12 protein-coding genes are annotated in these 16,593 nt (G+C 67.2%); 5 read left to right on the top strand and 7 right to left on the bottom strand.

From position 1 onward, the window contains the following. Window positions 1-39: 39 nt before the first annotated feature. Window positions 40-609 carry an acyloxyacyl hydrolase gene (locus tag DIE04_RS20775; RefSeq protein ID WP_124520732.1) on the bottom strand — a complete coding sequence of 190 codons (570 nt, stop codon included), beginning with the start codon at window positions 607-609 and terminating at the stop codon, window positions 40-42. Between the two features lie 361 nt (window positions 610-970). Here DIE04_RS20775 and rpoH point away from each other — a divergent pair, with 361 nt between their 5' ends. The 5 genes from rpoH (at window position 971) to cydX (ending at window position 5,427) form a co-directional block, all read left to right on the top strand. After that, window positions 971-1,906, top strand: coding sequence for an RNA polymerase sigma factor RpoH (gene rpoH / locus DIE04_RS20770; protein WP_044847484.1), 936 nt, complete (start codon window positions 971-973; stop codon window positions 1,904-1,906). A 330-nt stretch (window positions 1,907-2,236) separates the two neighbouring features. Next, window positions 2,237-2,512, top strand: coding sequence for a cytochrome oxidase putative small subunit CydP (cydP, locus tag DIE04_RS20765; protein ID WP_124486518.1), 276 nt, complete (start codon window positions 2,237-2,239; stop codon window positions 2,510-2,512). After that, window positions 2,502-4,082, top strand: a complete 1,581-nt coding sequence (locus tag DIE04_RS20760) for a cytochrome ubiquinol oxidase subunit I (RefSeq protein WP_044847486.1) — start codon at window positions 2,502-2,504, stop codon at window positions 4,080-4,082. The genes cydP and DIE04_RS20760 overlap by 11 nt, the downstream gene beginning before the upstream one ends. A 31-nt stretch (window positions 4,083-4,113) precedes the next feature. Further along, window positions 4,114-5,250, top strand: a complete 1,137-nt coding sequence (gene cydB / locus DIE04_RS20755; protein WP_044847487.1) for a cytochrome d ubiquinol oxidase subunit II — start codon at window positions 4,114-4,116, stop codon at window positions 5,248-5,250. 54 nt (window positions 5,251-5,304) lie between these two features. After that, a complete protein-coding gene (gene cydX / locus DIE04_RS20750) occupies window positions 5,305-5,427 on the top strand; it encodes a cytochrome bd-I oxidase subunit CydX (protein WP_006483737.1) in 123 nt (40 codons plus the stop codon). Between the two features lie 259 nt (window positions 5,428-5,686). Here the strand turns inward: cydX and nagE are convergent, their stop codons facing one another. From nagE to DIE04_RS20720, 6 genes are all read right to left on the bottom strand, one after another. Continuing rightward, window positions 5,687-7,450 carry an N-acetylglucosamine-specific PTS transporter subunit IIBC gene (gene nagE, locus DIE04_RS20745; RefSeq protein ID WP_124520730.1) on the bottom strand — a complete coding sequence of 588 codons (1,764 nt, stop codon included), beginning with the start codon at window positions 7,448-7,450 and terminating at the stop codon, window positions 5,687-5,689. Between the two features lie 87 nt (window positions 7,451-7,537). After that, window positions 7,538-10,120, bottom strand: coding sequence for a phosphoenolpyruvate--protein phosphotransferase (gene ptsP, locus DIE04_RS20740; RefSeq protein ID WP_124520728.1), 2,583 nt, complete (start codon window positions 10,118-10,120; stop codon window positions 7,538-7,540). A 15-nt stretch (window positions 10,121-10,135) separates the two neighbouring features. After that, a complete protein-coding gene (locus DIE04_RS20735; RefSeq protein WP_124520766.1) occupies window positions 10,136-11,143 on the bottom strand; it encodes an SIS domain-containing protein in 1,008 nt (335 codons plus the stop codon). Further along, window positions 11,136-12,239 (bottom strand): N-acetylglucosamine-6-phosphate deacetylase, encoded by a 1,104-nt coding sequence (gene nagA / locus DIE04_RS20730; protein ID WP_124486522.1) that lies wholly within the window; start codon window positions 12,237-12,239, stop codon window positions 11,136-11,138. The genes DIE04_RS20735 and nagA overlap by 8 nt, the downstream gene beginning before the upstream one ends. 97 nt (window positions 12,240-12,336) lie before the next feature. Beyond that, the gene (locus tag DIE04_RS20725; protein WP_124486523.1) at window positions 12,337-13,071 is read right to left on the bottom strand and encodes a GntR family transcriptional regulator; all 735 of its coding nucleotides are present in this window, start codon (window positions 13,069-13,071) and stop codon (window positions 12,337-12,339) included. Between the two features lie 306 nt (window positions 13,072-13,377). Further along, window positions 13,378-16,593 carry an error-prone DNA polymerase gene (locus tag DIE04_RS20720; protein WP_124520726.1) on the bottom strand — a complete coding sequence of 1,072 codons (3,216 nt, stop codon included), beginning with the start codon at window positions 16,591-16,593 and terminating at the stop codon, window positions 13,378-13,380.

Below are 16,593 nucleotides of genomic sequence, written 5' to 3'. Positions count from 1 at the left end.
ACTCCTCGGCAACGCGCCCGCCGTGCGCCGGCGTGCGGATCAGAAGTTGTACTGCACGTAGAACTGGTGGAAATTTATACCAGGATTCGGCTCTTTGATACCCGCGTTAGACACATGTTGAAAACGGTAACCGACCTGATACTGTTGCCGTTCTCCGAACTGGGCGCCAACGCCGGCGACGTCCACGAACTGGAACGACGTCGCCAGCGACAGATTGTTGGAGATCGTCGGGGAAGTCAGGAAGCGGATGCCGGCACCGGCCTCGATGAACGGACGCACCTGGCCCGCGCTCTTGATGAAGCGGAACATCGGCTGCGCGCCGAATTCGCCGATGCTGCCATGAACATTGCCGCCCGTATGCCAGTAGCCGGCGTGCCCTTCCACCACGAACGCGAAGTGCCAGCCGCCGATTTCCCACCAGTTCCAGCCCGGATCCCATACGACGCCGAGATCGCCCTTGTCGATCCCGTGGCGATCGGAAAACCCGCCGCCGGCCTGGATTCCCCATCGATCCGCGAACGCGGCACCCGATCCGCCCAGCAGCGACGCCGCCAGCAACGCGTGCAGCGCAAGCCGACTATGGGGCCGGCGATTCTTCTTATTGTTCATCTGACACTCCAACTTTGTGGGTTGAATGGAGCCTTGCCGCAGCGGCCGGGCCCGAGCGAACTGAATGGTATGGTAAAGGACTTTTCGGATCGGCATCGCGAAGCGAAATTGTTTGCTTCCAAAACTACAAAAATCGAAATCGTCTACTGATTACCATCAGAAACAATGGCTTACGGAACTTCCCTCCGCCAGCCCGGTCGCAAATTAGACTATCGACTCGACAAGTTCGATAGAAAACTGGGAACTCGGATGCCCCCGTGCCCTCTAAGGAATTAGCACTCGGATTACGGGAGTGCTAAGATGGGCCCCGGAATCTCATCCGAGACCAGGGGTTTGTCCCTGATTCCAAAGGAGTTTTTTAGTGAGCCACGCCCTGACCCTTCCGAATACCCTGAGCCCGACGCCGGCCAAGGCCGAATCGGCAGGCTCGCTGGCGCTCGCGACTCAATCGATGTTGCCGGGCCAGCTTGGCAACATCGACGCGTATATCCAGGCCGTCAACCGGATCCCGCTGCTGAGCGCCGAAGAGGAACGCCAGTACGCGACCGAATTCCGCGAAGACAACAACCTCGACTCGGCACGCCGCCTCGTGCTGTCGCACCTGCGGCTCGTCGTGTCGATCGCGCGCAACTATCTCGGCTACGGCCTGCCGCACGGCGACCTGATCCAGGAAGGCAACATCGGCCTGATGAAGGCGGTGAAGCGTTTCGACCCGGCGCAAAACGTGCGTCTGGTGTCGTACGCGATCCACTGGATCAAGGCCGAGATCCACGAGTACATCCTGCGCAACTGGCGGATGGTGAAGGTCGCGACGACGAAGGCGCAGCGCAAGCTGTTCTTCAACCTGCGCAGCCACAAGAAGAGCATGCAGGCGATGACGCCCGAGGAAATCGACGGCCTCGCGCAGGAGCTCAACGTCAAGCGCGAAGACGTGACCGAAATGGAAACGCGCCTGTCGGGCGGCGACATCGCACTCGAGGGCCAAGTGGAAGACGGCGAGGAGTCGTACGCGCCGATCGCCTACCTGGCCGATTCGCACAACGAGCCAACCGCCGTGCTCGCCGCGCGTCAGCGCGACATGCTGCAGACGGACGGCATCGCGCAGGCGCTCGAGGCGCTCGACGCCCGCAGCCGCCGGATCATCGAGGCGCGCTGGCTGAACGTCGACGACGACGGCTCGGGCGGCTCGACGCTGCACGATCTCGCGGCCGAGTTCGGCGTATCGGCGGAACGCATCCGCCAGATCGAAGCGAGCGCCATGAAGAAGATGCGCACCGCACTTGCCGAATACGCCTGAATCCGCAATTTAGAGCGCTTCACCCAAAACCGCTGCCCGCCCGGCAGCGGTTTTTTTTCGTCTGTCGTTTTTAGCCTCGATCGTGTCTGATTAATCGACCTTGTTGATCGGGTATCGGGCGAATTCCGGCCCCTTCCGCATAACCTTGATCTGCCTCAAGTTTCGGCACGCGCTTCGCGACGGTCTGCCGCATCGCCGCACTCGGCATCGGAAAGCCGGCATTTTAAAATTGGCATGTCGGCTCAAAAGGATTAAAACAGCTTAACTGCCGTCATAAATCCGACGTAAAGTCGCCCCAAAACCGATGTAAATCGATTCAGGATAATCACCTTGATCTCGATCAATAAAGCGCCTGCGCCGCGTCCCCCGCAGGCCACAGGCAGCGGCTGGCGCGCACGCATCGCCGCGTGGGCGCGCGGGCCGACCCTCATGCGCGACATCACGCTGGTGCTGATCGTCAAGCTGATCCTCCTGATGTCGCTCAAATACGCATTCTTCAATCATCCGCAGGCCGAGCACATGTCGCTGCCGCCTGCCGTCGTCGCCGAGAAGCTGCTCTCGGTGCCGGCGCCTGCATCTACCGAGGGAGACCACCATGATAAGTAGCGAAGTCGTCGATCTGTCGCGTCTGCAGTTCGGCATCACGGCGCTCTACCACTTCCTGTTCGTGCCGCTGACGCTCGGCCTGTCCTGGCTGCTCGTCATCATGGAAGCCGTCTACGTGATGACCGGCAAACAGGTCTACAAGGACATGACGCAGTTCTGGGGCAAGTTGTTCGGGATCAACTTCGCGATGGGCGTGACGACCGGCATCACGCTCGAATTCCAGTTCGGCACGAACTGGTCGTACTACTCGCACTATGTCGGCGACATCTTCGGCGTGCCGCTCGCGGTCGAGGGCCTGATGGCGTTCTTCCTCGAATCGACGTTCGTCGGCCTGTTCTTCTTCGGCTGGAACCGTCTGTCGAAGGTCAAGCACCTGATGGTCACGTTCCTCGTCGCGCTGGGCTCGAACCTGTCCGCGCTGTGGATCCTCGTCGCGAACGGCTGGATGAACAACCCGGTCGGCGCCGAGTTCAACTATCAGACGATGCGCATGGAGTTGACGAACCTGTTCGACGTGCTGTTCAACCCGGTCGCGCAGGTGAAGTTCGTGCACACCGTGTCGGCCGGCTACGTGACGGCCGCGATGTTCGTGCTCGGTATCTCGTCGTGGTACCTGCTGAAGAAGCGCGACACCGACTTCGCGCTGCGCTCGTTCGCGGTCGCGGCCGGCTTCGGTCTCGCGTCGACGCTTTGCGTGATCGTGCTTGGCGACGAGTCGGGCTATACGACCGGCGAAGTACAGAAGATGAAGCTCGCCGCGATCGAATCGGAATGGGAAACCCAGCCGGCGCCGGCGTCGTTCACGCTGATCGGCATTCCGAACCAGAAGGAAGAGCGCACCGACTACGCGATCAAGATCCCGTACGCGCTCGGCCTGATCGCGACGCGCTCGATCGACGAGCCGGTGATCGGCCTGCGCGAGCTCGCGAAGCGCAGCGAGGAGCACATCCAGAGCGGGATGGTCGCGTACGGCGCATTGCAGAAGATCAAGCAGGGCGACACGAGCGACGCGACCCGCGCATTGTTCGACCAGCACAAGCAGTATCTCGGCTACGGGTTGATGCTCAAGCAGTTCACGCCGAACGTGACCGATGCGACGCCGGATCAGATCAAGGCCGCCGCGAAGAAGACCATTCCGCCGGTCGCGCCCGTGTTCTTCTCGTTCCGGATCATGGTGTTCCTCGGCTTCCTGTTCCTCGCGACCTTCGTCGCCGCGTTCTGGTTCTGCGCGCGCCGCGAGCTGCTGCAGGACAACCGCCGCTGGTTCCTGCGCTATGCGGTGTGGGCGATCCCGCTGCCGTGGCTCGCCGCGGAATTCGGCTGGGTCGTCGCCGAGCTCGGTCGCCAGCCGTGGACGATCGCGGGCATCCTGCCGACGCATCTGTCCGCGTCCAGCCTGACGTCGACGGACCTGTACCTGAGCCTCGCCGGTTTCATCGCGTTCTACACGGCACTGTTCGTCATCGAGATCAAGCTGATGTTCAAGTACGCGCGGCTCGGCCCGTCGTCGCTGCATACCGGCCGCTATCACCACGAACTCGCCGCAGCCGGCGAGCGTGCCGCGGTTTGAGCACGCCCCCGCAACGGAACAAGGAATCGCTATGGACTATGCAACTCTCAAGCTGATCTGGTGGCTGCTCGTCGGCGTGCTGCTGATCGGCTTCGCCGTCACCGACGGCTTCGACATGGGCGCGACCGCGCTGCTGCCGTTCCTCGGCAAGACCGACGAGGAGCGCCGCATCATCGTCAACACGGTCGGTGCGACGTGGGAAGGCAACCAGGTGTGGCTGATCACGGCCGGCGGCGCGATGTTCGCCGCCTGGCCGCTCGTCTATGCCGCGTCGTTCTCCGGCTTCTACTTCGCGATGCTGCTCGTGCTGTTCGCGCTGTTCTTCCGGCCGGTCGGCTTCGACTATCGCAGCAAGCGGCCCGACCCGCGCTGGCGCGCGGGCTGGGACTGGGGCCTGTTCGTCGGCGGTTTCGTGCCCGCGCTGGTGTTCGGCGTCGCGTTCGGCAACCTGCTGCAGGGCGTGCCGTTCAAGTTCGACAGCGACCTGCGCGTCACCTACTACGGCGGCTTCTGGGCGCTGCTGAACCCGTTCGCGCTGCTCTGCGGGCTCGTCAGCCTCACGATGCTGGTCGCGCACGGTGCGGCATTCATCAAGATGAAGACCGACGGCGTGATCGCACGCCGCGCGTCGATCGCGCTGCGGGTGTCGGCGCTCGTCGCGGTCGTGCTGTTCGTGCTGGCCGGCGTGCTGATCGCGTCGACCATCGGCGGCTTCCACATCACGCACGCCGCGCCGACCGACACGGTCGCGAACCCGCTGCTGAAGGACGTGGCGGCCGGCTCGGGCCTGTGGCTCGCGAATTACGGCGAGTATCCGTGGATGATCGCGGCGCCGGTCGTCGGGATCGCGGGCGGCCTGCTCGCACTGCTGCTCGCCGGCTCGAAGCAGGAAAAGACGGCGTTCTTCTGCACCGGCCTGATGATCGCCGGCGTGATCCTGACCGCGGGTTTCTCGATGTTCCCGTTCATCATGCCGTCGTCGCTCGACCCGCGCAGCAGCCTGACCGTGTGGGATTCGACGTCGAGCCACATGACGCTGCAGGTGATGCTGTTCGCGGTGATCGTGTTCCTGCCGATCGTCCTGCTCTATACGAGCTGGGTGTACCGCGTGATGCGCGGCAAGGTCACGCACCAGTCGCTCGAAGAGAACAAGCACTCGATGTATTGAACCCGGCCGGGGCGCGCACGCGCCCTCGCCCACCGTTTCGCAAGGAGTCGGATCATGTGGTACTTCAGCTGGATTCTCGGTATCGGCGTCGCGCTGTCGTTCGGCATCGTCAACGCGATGTGGCTCGAAGCGCGGCAGAAGCCGCAGGAAGCGCCGGTGCGCGCACGCCGCGACTGACCGCTCCGGCGCGGCGGCGGCTGATCGCCCCGCCGCCCGCCGTCGGGAACGAACCTCGCTACGTGCGAGGTTTTTTTTCGTCCGGACATTCGTTCGGCACGCGCGGCACGTCGAAGCCAATTGAGCGCGATGCCGATGCACGCATCGCGCCCGCGCGCCGACAAAGAAAAACGGCTTGCGACACACGCGTCGCAAGCCGTTTTCGTTTTACCGACCGGCGGCCCGCATCCGCGAGGCGGATCGGGCCGGTCTCGTCAGATCATGCCGGTTGCACGGCCGCACCACCGCCCGTCGACGGCAGGCGCGCGCCGAGCTGTTCCGCATAGCGCGCCGCCGCGTTGCCGCAGACGATGTGGAACGTGTCCGGCGCCACCCATGCGACATCGAGCGCGCCGAGCCGATCGCGATCGACCGCCGCTGCGTCGCGCACGACGACGCGCAGGCGCGTGGTCGCGATCGCGTCGAGCGATGCGACGTTGGTCGCGCCGCCGAACACCGCAAGCCAACGCAGCGGATCGGGATCGAGCGGACCGGCCGCAGCGCCCATGACCGGCTGCGCGGGCGCGACCGCCGCCGCCGCCGCGGCACCGGCCGCACCGCTGCCGATCGCCGAACGCATCTCGTCGGCGATGATGTCCGCCTCCGGCCCGATGATCACCTGCACGCTGTTGCCGCCGCGCTTGAGCACGCCGCGCGCGCCGATCGACTTCAGTTCCGGCTCCGACACCTTCTCCGGATCGACGACGCTCAGGCGCAGGCGCGTCGTGCAGGCGTCGACGACCGTCAGGTTGCCCGCGCCGCCGAGCGCGGCGATGTAGCGCTGCGCACGCGGCGCTGCCGCCGCGGCACCGGCCGCCGGTGCGACGAAACCGCCCGACGCGAACGACTCGGTTGCCGAGTCGGCCGAGGCCGGCTCGCGACCGGGCGTCGCCATGTTGAACTTGCGGATGAAGAAACGGAACAGCCCGTAGTACGCGACGCCGTACGCAATGCCGAGCGGCACCGCGATCCAGCCCTTCGTCGACAGCCCGTAGTTCAGCACGTAGTCGATCGCGCCGGCCGAGAACGTGAAGCCGAGCTTCACGCCGAGGATCTGGCAGATCGCGAGCGACAGCCCGGTGAGTACCGCGTGGATCACGTACAGCACCGGCGCGAGGAACATGAAGCTGAATTCGATCGGCTCGGTCACGCCGGTCAGGAACGACGTGAGCGCCATCGAGAACAGCAGGCCGCCGACCATCGCGCGGCGCTCCTTCGGCGCTTCGTGCAGCATCGCGAGACACGCGGCCGGCAGGCCGAACATCATGATCGGGAAGAAGCCGGCCATGAAGGTGCCCGCGGTCGGATCGCCCGCGAAGAAGCGGTGCAGGTCGCCGTGCACGAGCTCGCCGCCGGCCGGCGGCGTGAAGTTGCCGAACACGAACCATGCGAGCGAGTTGATGATGTGGTGCAGGCCCGTGACGAGCAGCAGGCGGTTCAGGAAGCCGAACACGAACGCACCGATCGCGCCCGCCGTCGTCAGCCACTGGCCGGCCGCGTCGATCAGATGCTGGACCGGCTGCCACACGTATCCGAACACGATGCCGAGTACCACGCACACGAGCCCGGTGATGATCGGCACGAACCGCTTGCCGCCGAAGAACGCGAGGTAGTCGGGCAGCTTGATGTCCTTGTAGCGGTTGTACAGCAGGCCCGCAACGACACCCGCGATGATCCCGGACAGCACGCCCATGTTCAGCTTGGGATCGATGTCCTTCATGATCGCGGTTTCGATCAGGTAGCCGATCGCGCCCGCGAGTGCCGCCACGCCGTTGTTGTCCTTCGCGAAACCGACCGCCACGCCGATCGCGAACAGGAGCGGCAGGTTGTCGAAGATCGCGCCGCCGGCGTCGGCGATCATCTTGATGTTGAACACGTCCGGCTGCCCGAGCCGCAGCAGGATGCCGGCGACCGGCAACACCGCGATCGGCAGCATCAGCGCCCGGCCCAGGCCCTGTATCTTCAGAAACGGATTCCCGTCCATTCAATCCTCCAATCCATGTCTCGTCATTAAGCGTCGTTGACCTAATTGCTTGCGTAGTGAAACGGGTCGCGCGCCCGCCGTCGACGTTCAGTCGAGCGGCCAGACCTCGCGGCTTGCTGCCCTTACCGCCTGTGCCGAGTCGAGTGCGAGCAGATCCTGCGCACGCTGGCGACACAGCTGGTAATCGAGACGGCGCACGCGCGCCTTGATGCCCGGCACCGACACCGGGTCGACCGACAGTTCGGTCACGCCGAGGCCGACGAGAATCGGCACCGCGAGCGGATCGCCGCCCAGCGCGCCGCACACGCCGACCCATTTGCCGTGCTTCGCGGCGCCGCGCACCGCGATGTCGATCAGGCGCAGCACGGCCGGATGCAGGCCGTCGGACTGCGCGGCCAGATCGGCCTGGCAGCGGTCCATCGCGAGCGTGTACTGCGTCAGGTCGTTGGTGCCGATCGACAGGAAATCCGCGTGCTGCGCGAGCTGGTCGGCGAGCAGCGCCGCCGACGGCACCTCGATCATCACGCCGACCTCGATCGGCTCGGTGCGGCCCTGCGCCCGCGCGAATTCGTCGATGCGCTGGCGCAGCCGCACGAGTTCCCCGGCATCCGTCACCATCGGCAGCAGGATGCGCACCGCGCCGAACGGCTTCACCGCGAGCAGGCCCTGCAGCTGATCGTCGAGCAGATCGGGGCGCACCTGCGCGAGGCGGATGCCGCGCAGGCCAAGCGCCGGGTTCGGCTCGGGCGGCAGCGTCAGGTAGTCGACTTCCTTGTCGGCGCCGACGTCGAGCGTGCGGATGATCGCCGTGCGGCCCTGCAGCGCATCGACGATCGACTGGTAGCTCTGCTGGTGCTCGACGACGCTCGGCGCGGCCTGGCGATGGATGAACATCAGCTCGGTGCGCAGCAGGCCGACCGCGTCCGCGCCGTTGTCGACCGCGGTGTTCGCGTCGTCGAGCGTCGCGATGTTCGCGGCGACCTCGATGGCGCGGCCGTCGACCGTCGCGGCGGCGGCGCCGGCCAGCTTCCGGTTCGCCTCGCGCACGCCGTCCAGGCGCTGGCGCTCGTGGCGCGCGCGTTCGACGTCGAGTGCGGTCGGTGCATGTTCGAGACGGCCCGCGCTCGCATCGACGACGACCTGCGTGCCGTCGGGAATCGCATACAGCGCGTCGCCGACCGCGACGAGCGCCGGAATGCCGAGCTGGCGCGCGATGATCGCCGCATGCGACGTCGCGCCGCCGCGCGCCATCACGAGCGCGGTCACGCGCTGGCGATCGAGCGACGACAGGTCCGACGGCGTGAATTCCTCGGCGGCGAGCACGGCCTCGGCGGGCAGCGTGCGGGTCGCGCCGCTCGTGTGGCCGAGCGCGCGCAGCACGCGCTTCTCGATGTCGCGCAGGTCGGCCGCGCGCTCGGCAAGCAGCGCATCGTCGAGCTTCGACAGCGTGTCGATCTGCGCGCGGATCGTCGCGCGCCACGCGAAGCCCGCGCTCTTGCCGAGGCTGATCTGGTCGCGCGCCGCGTCGACCAGCGTCGGGTCTTCGAGCAGCACGCGATGCACCGCGAAGATCCCCGCCTCGCCGACCGCGCCGCGCGCCGATGCGTTGCGCACCGTTTCGTCGAGTTCGGCGTCGACCGCCGTCAGCGCCTGGTCGAGCCGGCGGCTTTCCGATGCGGGCGTGCCGCTCGCCTGTTCGGGCGGCACGATCTCCACATCGTCGAGACGCACCAGCGTGCCGACCGCGATGCCGGGCGCCGCGCACACGCCCGCGAGCGTGTTCGGGTCGAGTGTCGCGCCGGTGTCGTGCACGATCGGCTGCGGTGCGGGCGAACGCAGCCGCGCCGGCTTCTCCTCGACTTCGCCGTGCGCTTCGCGCAGCAGCTCGTGCTCGACCGCGTCGACGGCCTGCTGCGCGTGCGCGCCGCGGCCGATCAGCTCGATCGTCGCGCCTTCGCCGGCACCAAGGGCGAGCAGGCCCACGACGCTCGCGATCGACGCCTTGCGGCCGTCGAACTGCACGTCGACCGTCGCGTCGAAGCCGCGCACGGATTCGCGTGCGCGTGCGGCCGGCCGGGCATGCAGGCCGCCCGGCTGCGTCAGCACGAGTTCGCGACGCACTTCGTTCATCGCCGCGGCGCCGGCCTGCGCCGCCTGCGCGGCCGCTTCGCCCTTGCCGCGCAGCGTCAGGATCGGCGTCTCGCCGGCCGTCGCGAAACCGCTCGCGCGCTCGACGACGTCGAACGCGTCGGAGTTCGCGATCGCGATCACCGAAACCAGCGAATGCGCGCTGCGCGCGACCGCGTCCTGGTCGAACTCGATCAGCAGGTCGCCCGCGTCGACGCGTGCGCCGGCTTCGACGTGGGCGGTGAAGCCCTGCCCGTTCAGCTCGACGGTGTCGATGCCGATATGCAGCAGCACTTCCGCGCCTTGCGGCGTCGTGATCGTCACCGCATGGCCGGTGCGCGCGAGATGCGACACGACGCCGGCGCACGGGGCGACGAGCTGGCCCGCGAGCGGGTCGATGCCGATGCCGTCGCCGAACATCCCGCCGGAGAACACCGGATCGGGCACATCGGCCAGCGCGACGATCGGCCCGGTCAGGGGGCTGAGCAGGACGATCTGATCATGGGTGGAACTCTTCAACTGGGACTCCTCGGCGCGTCTCATCGGCTGTCTCGGCTATCAGTGCGTTTCGGTGACTTTGTTCAGGTGGCGCGGCGTGTCGGGATTGCGGCCGCGCGCGACGGCGAGATCCGCCGCCATCACGTAGAACGAAAGAATGGCGGCGATCGGGTCGAGCGCCGAATGGGCGGACTGCGCGAGCGGCAAGGTCGCGCCGGGCGTGCCGGCGGGCGCCGCGAGCAGCACGGCCGCGCCGCGTGCGCGCATGTCCTGCGCGAGCTGCAGCAGCCCGGCCTGCTCGGGCCCCGGCGGCGCGAACACGAGCAGCGGATAGTCGCGGTCGATCAGCTCCATCGGGCCGTGCCGGACTTCGGCGCTCGAGAATGCCTCGGCCTGGATGCCGGAGGTTTCCTTCAGCTTCAGCGCGGCTTCCTGCGCGATCGCAAGCCCGAGGCCGCGGCCGATCACGATCATCCGCTCGATGCCCGCGAGCGCGGCGACGGCCGGCGACCAGTCGAGGCGGCCGGCCTGCGCGAGCACGTCGGGCAGGCCGCGCAATGCCATCATCAGCGCGGCGTCGCGCTGCCAGTACGCGACGATCTGCGCGGACAGCGACAGCATCGCGATGTAGCTCTTGGTCGCGGCGACCGACAGCTCGGGGCCGGCCAGGAGCGGCAGCTGGTGCTCGCACGCGTCGGCGAGCGGCGACGGCAGCACGTTGACGGCGGCGACGGTGCGCGCGCCGGCTTCGCGCAGCGCGGCCATCGTGTTGACGAGATCGGGGCTCTTGCCCGACTGGGAGAATGCGAGCGCGAGCTGGTCCTGCACCTTCAGCGGCGCCTGCTGCAGCGTCGCGACCGACATCGGCAGCGACGCGACGGGCACGCCGAGGCGGCTCATCGTCAGGCTCGCGAAATAGCTGGCGGCGTGATCCGAGCTGCCGCGCGCGACCGTCAGCGCGACGGCCGGCGGGTGATCGAGCAGTTGCGCGGCGAGCGTTTCGACGCGCGTGGTGTCGGCGAGTTGCGCGGCGACGACCTGGGCGGACTCGCGCGCTTCCTTAAGCATATTCGACAATCGATTCTCCTTCGACGTAGGTCGCGGTGAGGTTCAGGTCGCGATCGAACACGACGAGGTCGGCCCATGCGCCGCGCTCGAGGCGGCCGCGATCGGTGACGCCGAGGTAGTCGGCCGCATAGCGCGACATCCGGTTCGACACGTCGGCGATCGGCAGGCCGAGCGACACGAGGTTGCGCAGCGCCTGGTCCATCGTCAGTGTGGAGCCGGCGAGCGTGCCGTCGGCGAGCCGCACGCCGCCGAGGCACTTGGTCACGTGCTGGCTGCCGAGCCGGTATTCGCCGTCGGGCATGCCGGTGGCGGACGTGCTGTCGGTCACGACGTACAGGCGCGGAATCGCGCGCAGCGCGGCACGAATCGCGCCCGGATGCACGTGCAGCAGGTCGGGGATGATTTCCGCGTACTCGGCATGCGCGAGCGCGGCGCCGACGAGGCCCGGGTTGCGGTGATGCAGCGGCGACATCGCGTTGAACAGGTGCGTGAAACCACACGCGCCGTGCTTGAGCGCGGCGACGGCGTCGTCGTAGGTCGCGAGCGAGTGGCCGAGCTGCACGCGCACGCCGCGCGCGGCCATCTCGCCGATGATCTCGATGTGGCCGGCGATTTCCGGCGCGAGCGTGACGACGCGGATCGGCGCGATCGACAGGTACGTCAGCACTTCGTCGAGCACGGCCGACACGGCCGCGTCCGGCTGCGCGCCGAGCTTGCCGGGGTTGATGTACGGCCCTTCGAGGTGCACGCCGAGCACGCGCGCGCCACCCTGCGTGCGGGTGCGGGCGACGGTGCCGAGGTTCGCGACGACCTGCATCAGTTCGTCGCGCGGCGCGGTCATCGTCGTCGCGAGCAGGCTCGTCGTGCCGAACTGCGCGTGCGTGCGCGCGATCGTCTCGATCGCGTCGCCGCCTTCCATCACGTCGGCGCCGCCGCCGCCGTGCACGTGCAGGTCGATGAAGCCGGGCAGGATGTACGGCGCGTCGTTCTTCGCGGGATCGGCGGGCGTGCCGTCGAGCGTGGTGATGCGGCCGTTCTCGCTGTCGAGCGAGCCGTGAATCCAGCCGTCGGGGGTGAGGATGTTTCCAGTCAGCATGACGTTTCTCTTGATGATCTGGTGACGCGGACATCCGCGTCGCGATTTGCAAATGCGTTGTGCTTCATTGCACGTGGCGCGCGGGCAGTCTCGCGCGTCAGCGTTTCAGTTCGGCGACGAAGTCGTAATAGTCGTCGCGGCAATACGTTTCGGTCACTTCGATCGCGCGCTGGTCGACGCCGTAGCCGATGCGCGTGATCACGAGCAGGGCCGAGCCCGGCTTCACCGCCATCCACTTCGCGATGTCGTGCGTCGCGTTCGACGCGCGAAAGTGCTGCAGCGCGCGCACGACGGTCATCCCGCGGGCGTCGAGGTATTCGTACAGCGACGCGCCGAGCGCCTGCGGATCCGGCACCGCCGCGGCCGGCAGCGTCGAATGCTCGACGGCCATCACGATGCCGTCCGCGCGGCGCAACCGCTCCAGCCGCGCGACCGTCGCGCCCGGCGCGAGGCCGAGACGCGTGATCTCGTCGCGGCGCGCGGCGCGCAGCGTGCGCGACAGCCACACCGAATCGGGCACGAAACCGCGCTGCTGCATCTTCGCGGTGAAGCCGACGAGACGCGACAGCGGATCGGCGACGCGCGGCGTGATGAAGCTGCCCGCCCCGCGCACCCGCTTGATCAGCCCCTGCTCCACCAGCAGCGCGAGCGCGCGGCGGGCCGTGATCCGCGACACGCCGACCGACCCCGACAGCAGCCGCTCCGACGGCAGCGCCTCGCCGGCGCGCCACGCGCCGGCGTGAATCGCGCGCGCCAGGTTGCGGGCGAGCTGCAGATACAGCGGCGTGTCGTCGAGGGGATCGGGCGCCAGTTCGGACCAGCCGGTTTCCATGTGCCTCCGGGTGTCGGACGACGATCTCGGACCGTCGAAAGTGAACGCATTATATAACCACCATAATACCAGTCAACGAACTGGTATTAGAGAGGTGAAAATCGCCGGAAGCCTTGCCAGGCAAGCGGTTTAGTAGCGGGAAATCCTTTGTTTACAACATGATGCAGAATAGGGATTTACCCGGATTGGTATGCAAGGGGACAGTTCCGGTGCCAGATTTGACGGGTTTTGGGCGCTGGAATCGATACCTGAATAGAACCAGTTCGGTCGACTGGTATGCATCCGGCGGCGTGCCGGCGCGCCGCGTCAGTGGAACTCGCGGCTCGACGTGCGCAGGCCGCCGAGCAGCGGCGTCAGGTCCTCGAAATGCTGCGCGACGAGGTGCCGCACGTCGCTGACGACCTGCCACACGCCCGACGCCGCGAGCAGCCGCGAATCGAGCGTTTCGCGGCGCTGCCGCGCGAGCAGTTCGGGCCGCACGATCACGTTCACGCAGCCCGTCTCGTCCTCGAGCGTCATGAACATCACGCCCTTCGCGGTGCCCGGCATCTGCCGCGCGATCACGAGCCCGCACGCGCGCGCGAGCCGGCCGTCGGGACGGTCGCGCAACTCGGCCGCGGACGACAGCCGCTGCGCGCGCAACGCGGGCCGCAGCAGCGCGACCGGGTGGCGGTTCAGCGTGAGGCCGGTGGTGTGATAGTCGGCGAGGATGTCGTCGGCTTCCGACGGCGCGCCGAGCACGGGCTGCTCCGTTTCGTCGATCGGCGCGGCGGCGAGCAGGTCGCGTTCGGGGGCTGCGGCGACGGCTTGCCATAATGCATCGCGGCGATGGCCGGCGAGCGTCGCGAGCGCGTTCGCGGCGGCGAGCGCTTCGAGATCGCGCCGTTCGAGCTGCGCGCGGCCCGCGAGCGCGTCGACGTTCTCGAACGGGCCGGCCGCGCGCGCGGCCTCGATGCGCCGCGCGGCGGCCTCGCCGAGACCGCGCACCAGCGACAGGCCGAGCCGCACCGCGGGCTGGCCGTGCGGCGGCGGCTGGCCGGGCAGCGCTTCGAGCGACGCTTCCCAGCCGCTGCGCGTGACGTCGGCCGGAAACACCTTCACGCCGTGGCGCTTCGCGTCCTGCACGAGCTGCGCGGGCGCGTAGAACCCCATCGGCTGGCTGTTCAGCAACGACGCGACGAAGATCGCGGGTTCGTGGCATTTGAGCCAGCTGCTCGCGTACGCGAGTTTCGCGAAGCTGGCCGCGTGGCTCTCGGGGAAGCCGTATTCGCCGAAGCCCTTGATCTGCTCGAAGATCTGCTCGGCGAATTCGCGCGTGTAGCCGCGTTCGAGCATTCCGTCGACGATCTTGTCGTGATACGGGTCGAGATCGCCCCTGCGCTTCCACGCCGCCATCGCGCGACGCAACTGGTCGGCCTCGCCTGGCGTGAATCCGGCCGCGACCATCGCGATCTGCATCACCTGTTCCTGGAAGATCGGCACGCCGAGCGTGCGAACGAGCACTTCCTTGAGCGCCTCGCTCGGATACGTGACTTCCCCCTCCTCTTCGCCGGCCACGATCCTGCGCCGCTTCAGATACGGATGCACGGCGCCGCCCTGGATCGGCCCCGGCCGCACGATCGACACCTGCACGACGAGGTCGTAGTAGTTGCGCGGCTTCAGCCGCGGCAGCATCGACATCTGCGCACGCGATTCGATCTGGAACACGCCGACCGTATCGGCACGGCAGATCATGTCGTAAGTTGCTTCGTCATCCTGCGGAATATGCTTCAGCGTGAATGGCTCGCCGTCCTCCTCTGGCCCGCGCCATGCGGTGCGCATGTCGAACGCGCGATGCAGCGCCGACAGCATGCCGAGCGCGAGCACGTCGACCTTCATCAGCTTGAGCGATTCGAGATCATCCTTGTCCCACTGAATGACGCGCCGCCCGTCCATCGCCGCGTTTTCTACCGGCACGAGCCGCGTGAGCTTGCCGCGGCTGATCACGAAGCCGCCCGAATGCTGCGACAGGTGGCGCGGAAAGTTGAGCAAGCGCCCCGCGAGTTCGGCCCATGCGCGAATGATCGGCGTGGCCGGATCGAGCCCGGTCGACGCGAATTGCTGCAGCAGGTCGCGGCTGCCGTCGAACCAGCGATGCCCCTTCGCGACGCGATCGACCAGCATCGGATCGACGCCGAGCGCCTTGCCGATTTCCCGCAGCACGCCGCGCGGGCGATACGTCGAAACGGCCGCCGCGAGTGCGGCGCGATGCTTGCCGTATTTTTCGTAGATATGCTGAATGACTTCTTCCCGGCGCTGATGCTCGAAGTCGACGTCGATATCGGGCGGCTCGCCACGTTTCTCGCTGATGAAGCGCTCGAACAGCATCGTGCTCTGGTCGGGATCGACTTCGGTGATGCCGAGGCAATAGCAGACGACCGAGTTCGCCGCAGAGCCGCGCCCCTGGCACAGGATGTTCTGGCTACGTGCGAACTTGACGATGTCGTACACCGTCAGGAAGAACGGTTCGTAGCTCAGCTTCGCGATCAGCGTCAACTCGTAGCCGATCCGCTCCATGACATGAGCCGGCGGCTCCCCGGCATAGCGACGGCGCGCGCCCGCCAGGGTTTCCTGTTCCAGATAGCTCGTCGGCGTATGACCTTCAGGCACGATCTCGTCCGGATACTCGTAGCGCAGCGAGTCGAGTTCGAAATCGCACGCATCGAGAATCGCGCAGGTCTCCGCGATCTCGTCCGGCGCAAACAGTTTCGCAATCCGCCCGCGCGCACGCAGATGCTGCTCCGCATTCGGCGCGAGCGCATAGCCGCATTCCGACACCGGCATCCCGACGCGGATCGCCGTCATCACGTCCTGCAGCGGCTTGCATGAGCGCCGATGCATCGTCACGTCGCCGAGCGCGACGACAGGTACGCCGCGCCGCTCGCCTGCGTCCCGAATCTCGTCGCGCTGCGGGCCGTCCAGCGCGCGCTGCAACTGCACGAGCCCGAGCCGCGCACGCTCGCCGAAGGTCGCGCGAAACCATGCGACCTGCGCATCGAGTACCTCCGCACGCACCGGATACGCGGGCACGAGAATCGCGAAACAGTCGGGCATGCCGCGCAGATGAGCGAAAGCCTCCGGCGGCCTCGACAACATCCTCGACGTCAGCCGGTAGGTTCCCTTCGGCGCCTCCATCCGCCGCCATGAAATCAGCTCGGACAGGTTGCCGTAGCCCTCGCGGTTCTGCGCCAGCAACACGAGTCCGAACGCACCGGGGCCCGGATCGTGACCCGGGGCGACTTCATCCGGCGTGACGTCGAAATACGAACCGATGACGAGCGGCAGCCCTTGCGCTTTTGCCGCGACATGCATGCGCGGCGCGCCGGCGAGCGAGCATTCGTCGGTGATCGCGATCCCTCGATAGCCGAGTTCCACCGCGCGCTCGACCAGTTCCTCCGCATGCGACGCGCCATGCAGAAACGAGAAGTTCGAGCGGCAGAACAACTCCGCGTAATCGGGCAGCAAACCGAATTCCGCAACCAT

Source organism: Burkholderia sp. Bp8994, from assembly GCF_003853805.1.
GTDB lineage: Bacteria > Pseudomonadota > Gammaproteobacteria > Burkholderiales > Burkholderiaceae > Burkholderia.
Note: the sequence above shows the minus strand (reverse complement) of the source record. Positions and strands in the feature narration are given on the sequence as shown.

Excerpts from the sequence above, each read along its gene's own strand:
- DIE04_RS20775 (WP_124520732.1), bottom strand. The coding sequence starts at position 609 with ATGAACAATAAGAAGAATCGCCGGCCCCATAGTCGGCTTGCGCTGCAC.
- DIE04_RS20760 (WP_044847486.1), top strand. The coding sequence starts at position 2,502 with ATGATAAGTAGCGAAGTCGTCGATCTGTCGCGTCTGCAGTTCGGCATC.
- cydB (WP_044847487.1), top strand. The coding sequence starts at position 4,114 with ATGGACTATGCAACTCTCAAGCTGATCTGGTGGCTGCTCGTCGGCGTG.
- cydX (WP_006483737.1), top strand. The coding sequence starts at position 5,305 with ATGTGGTACTTCAGCTGGATTCTCGGTATCGGCGTCGCGCTGTCGTTC.
- nagE (WP_124520730.1), bottom strand. The coding sequence starts at position 7,450 with ATGGACGGGAATCCGTTTCTGAAGATACAGGGCCTGGGCCGGGCGCTG.
- ptsP (WP_124520728.1), bottom strand. The coding sequence starts at position 10,120 with ATGAGACGCGCCGAGGAGTCCCAGTTGAAGAGTTCCACCCATGATCAG.
- DIE04_RS20735 (WP_124520766.1), bottom strand. The coding sequence starts at position 11,143 with ATGCTTAAGGAAGCGCGCGAGTCCGCCCAGGTCGTCGCCGCGCAACTC.
- nagA (WP_124486522.1), bottom strand. The coding sequence starts at position 12,239 with ATGCTGACTGGAAACATCCTCACCCCCGACGGCTGGATTCACGGCTCG.
- DIE04_RS20725 (WP_124486523.1), bottom strand. The coding sequence starts at position 13,071 with ATGGAAACCGGCTGGTCCGAACTGGCGCCCGATCCCCTCGACGACACG.
- DIE04_RS20720 (WP_124520726.1), bottom strand. The coding sequence starts at position 16,593 with ATGGTTGCGGAATTCGGTTTGCTGCCCGATTACGCGGAGTTGTTCTGC.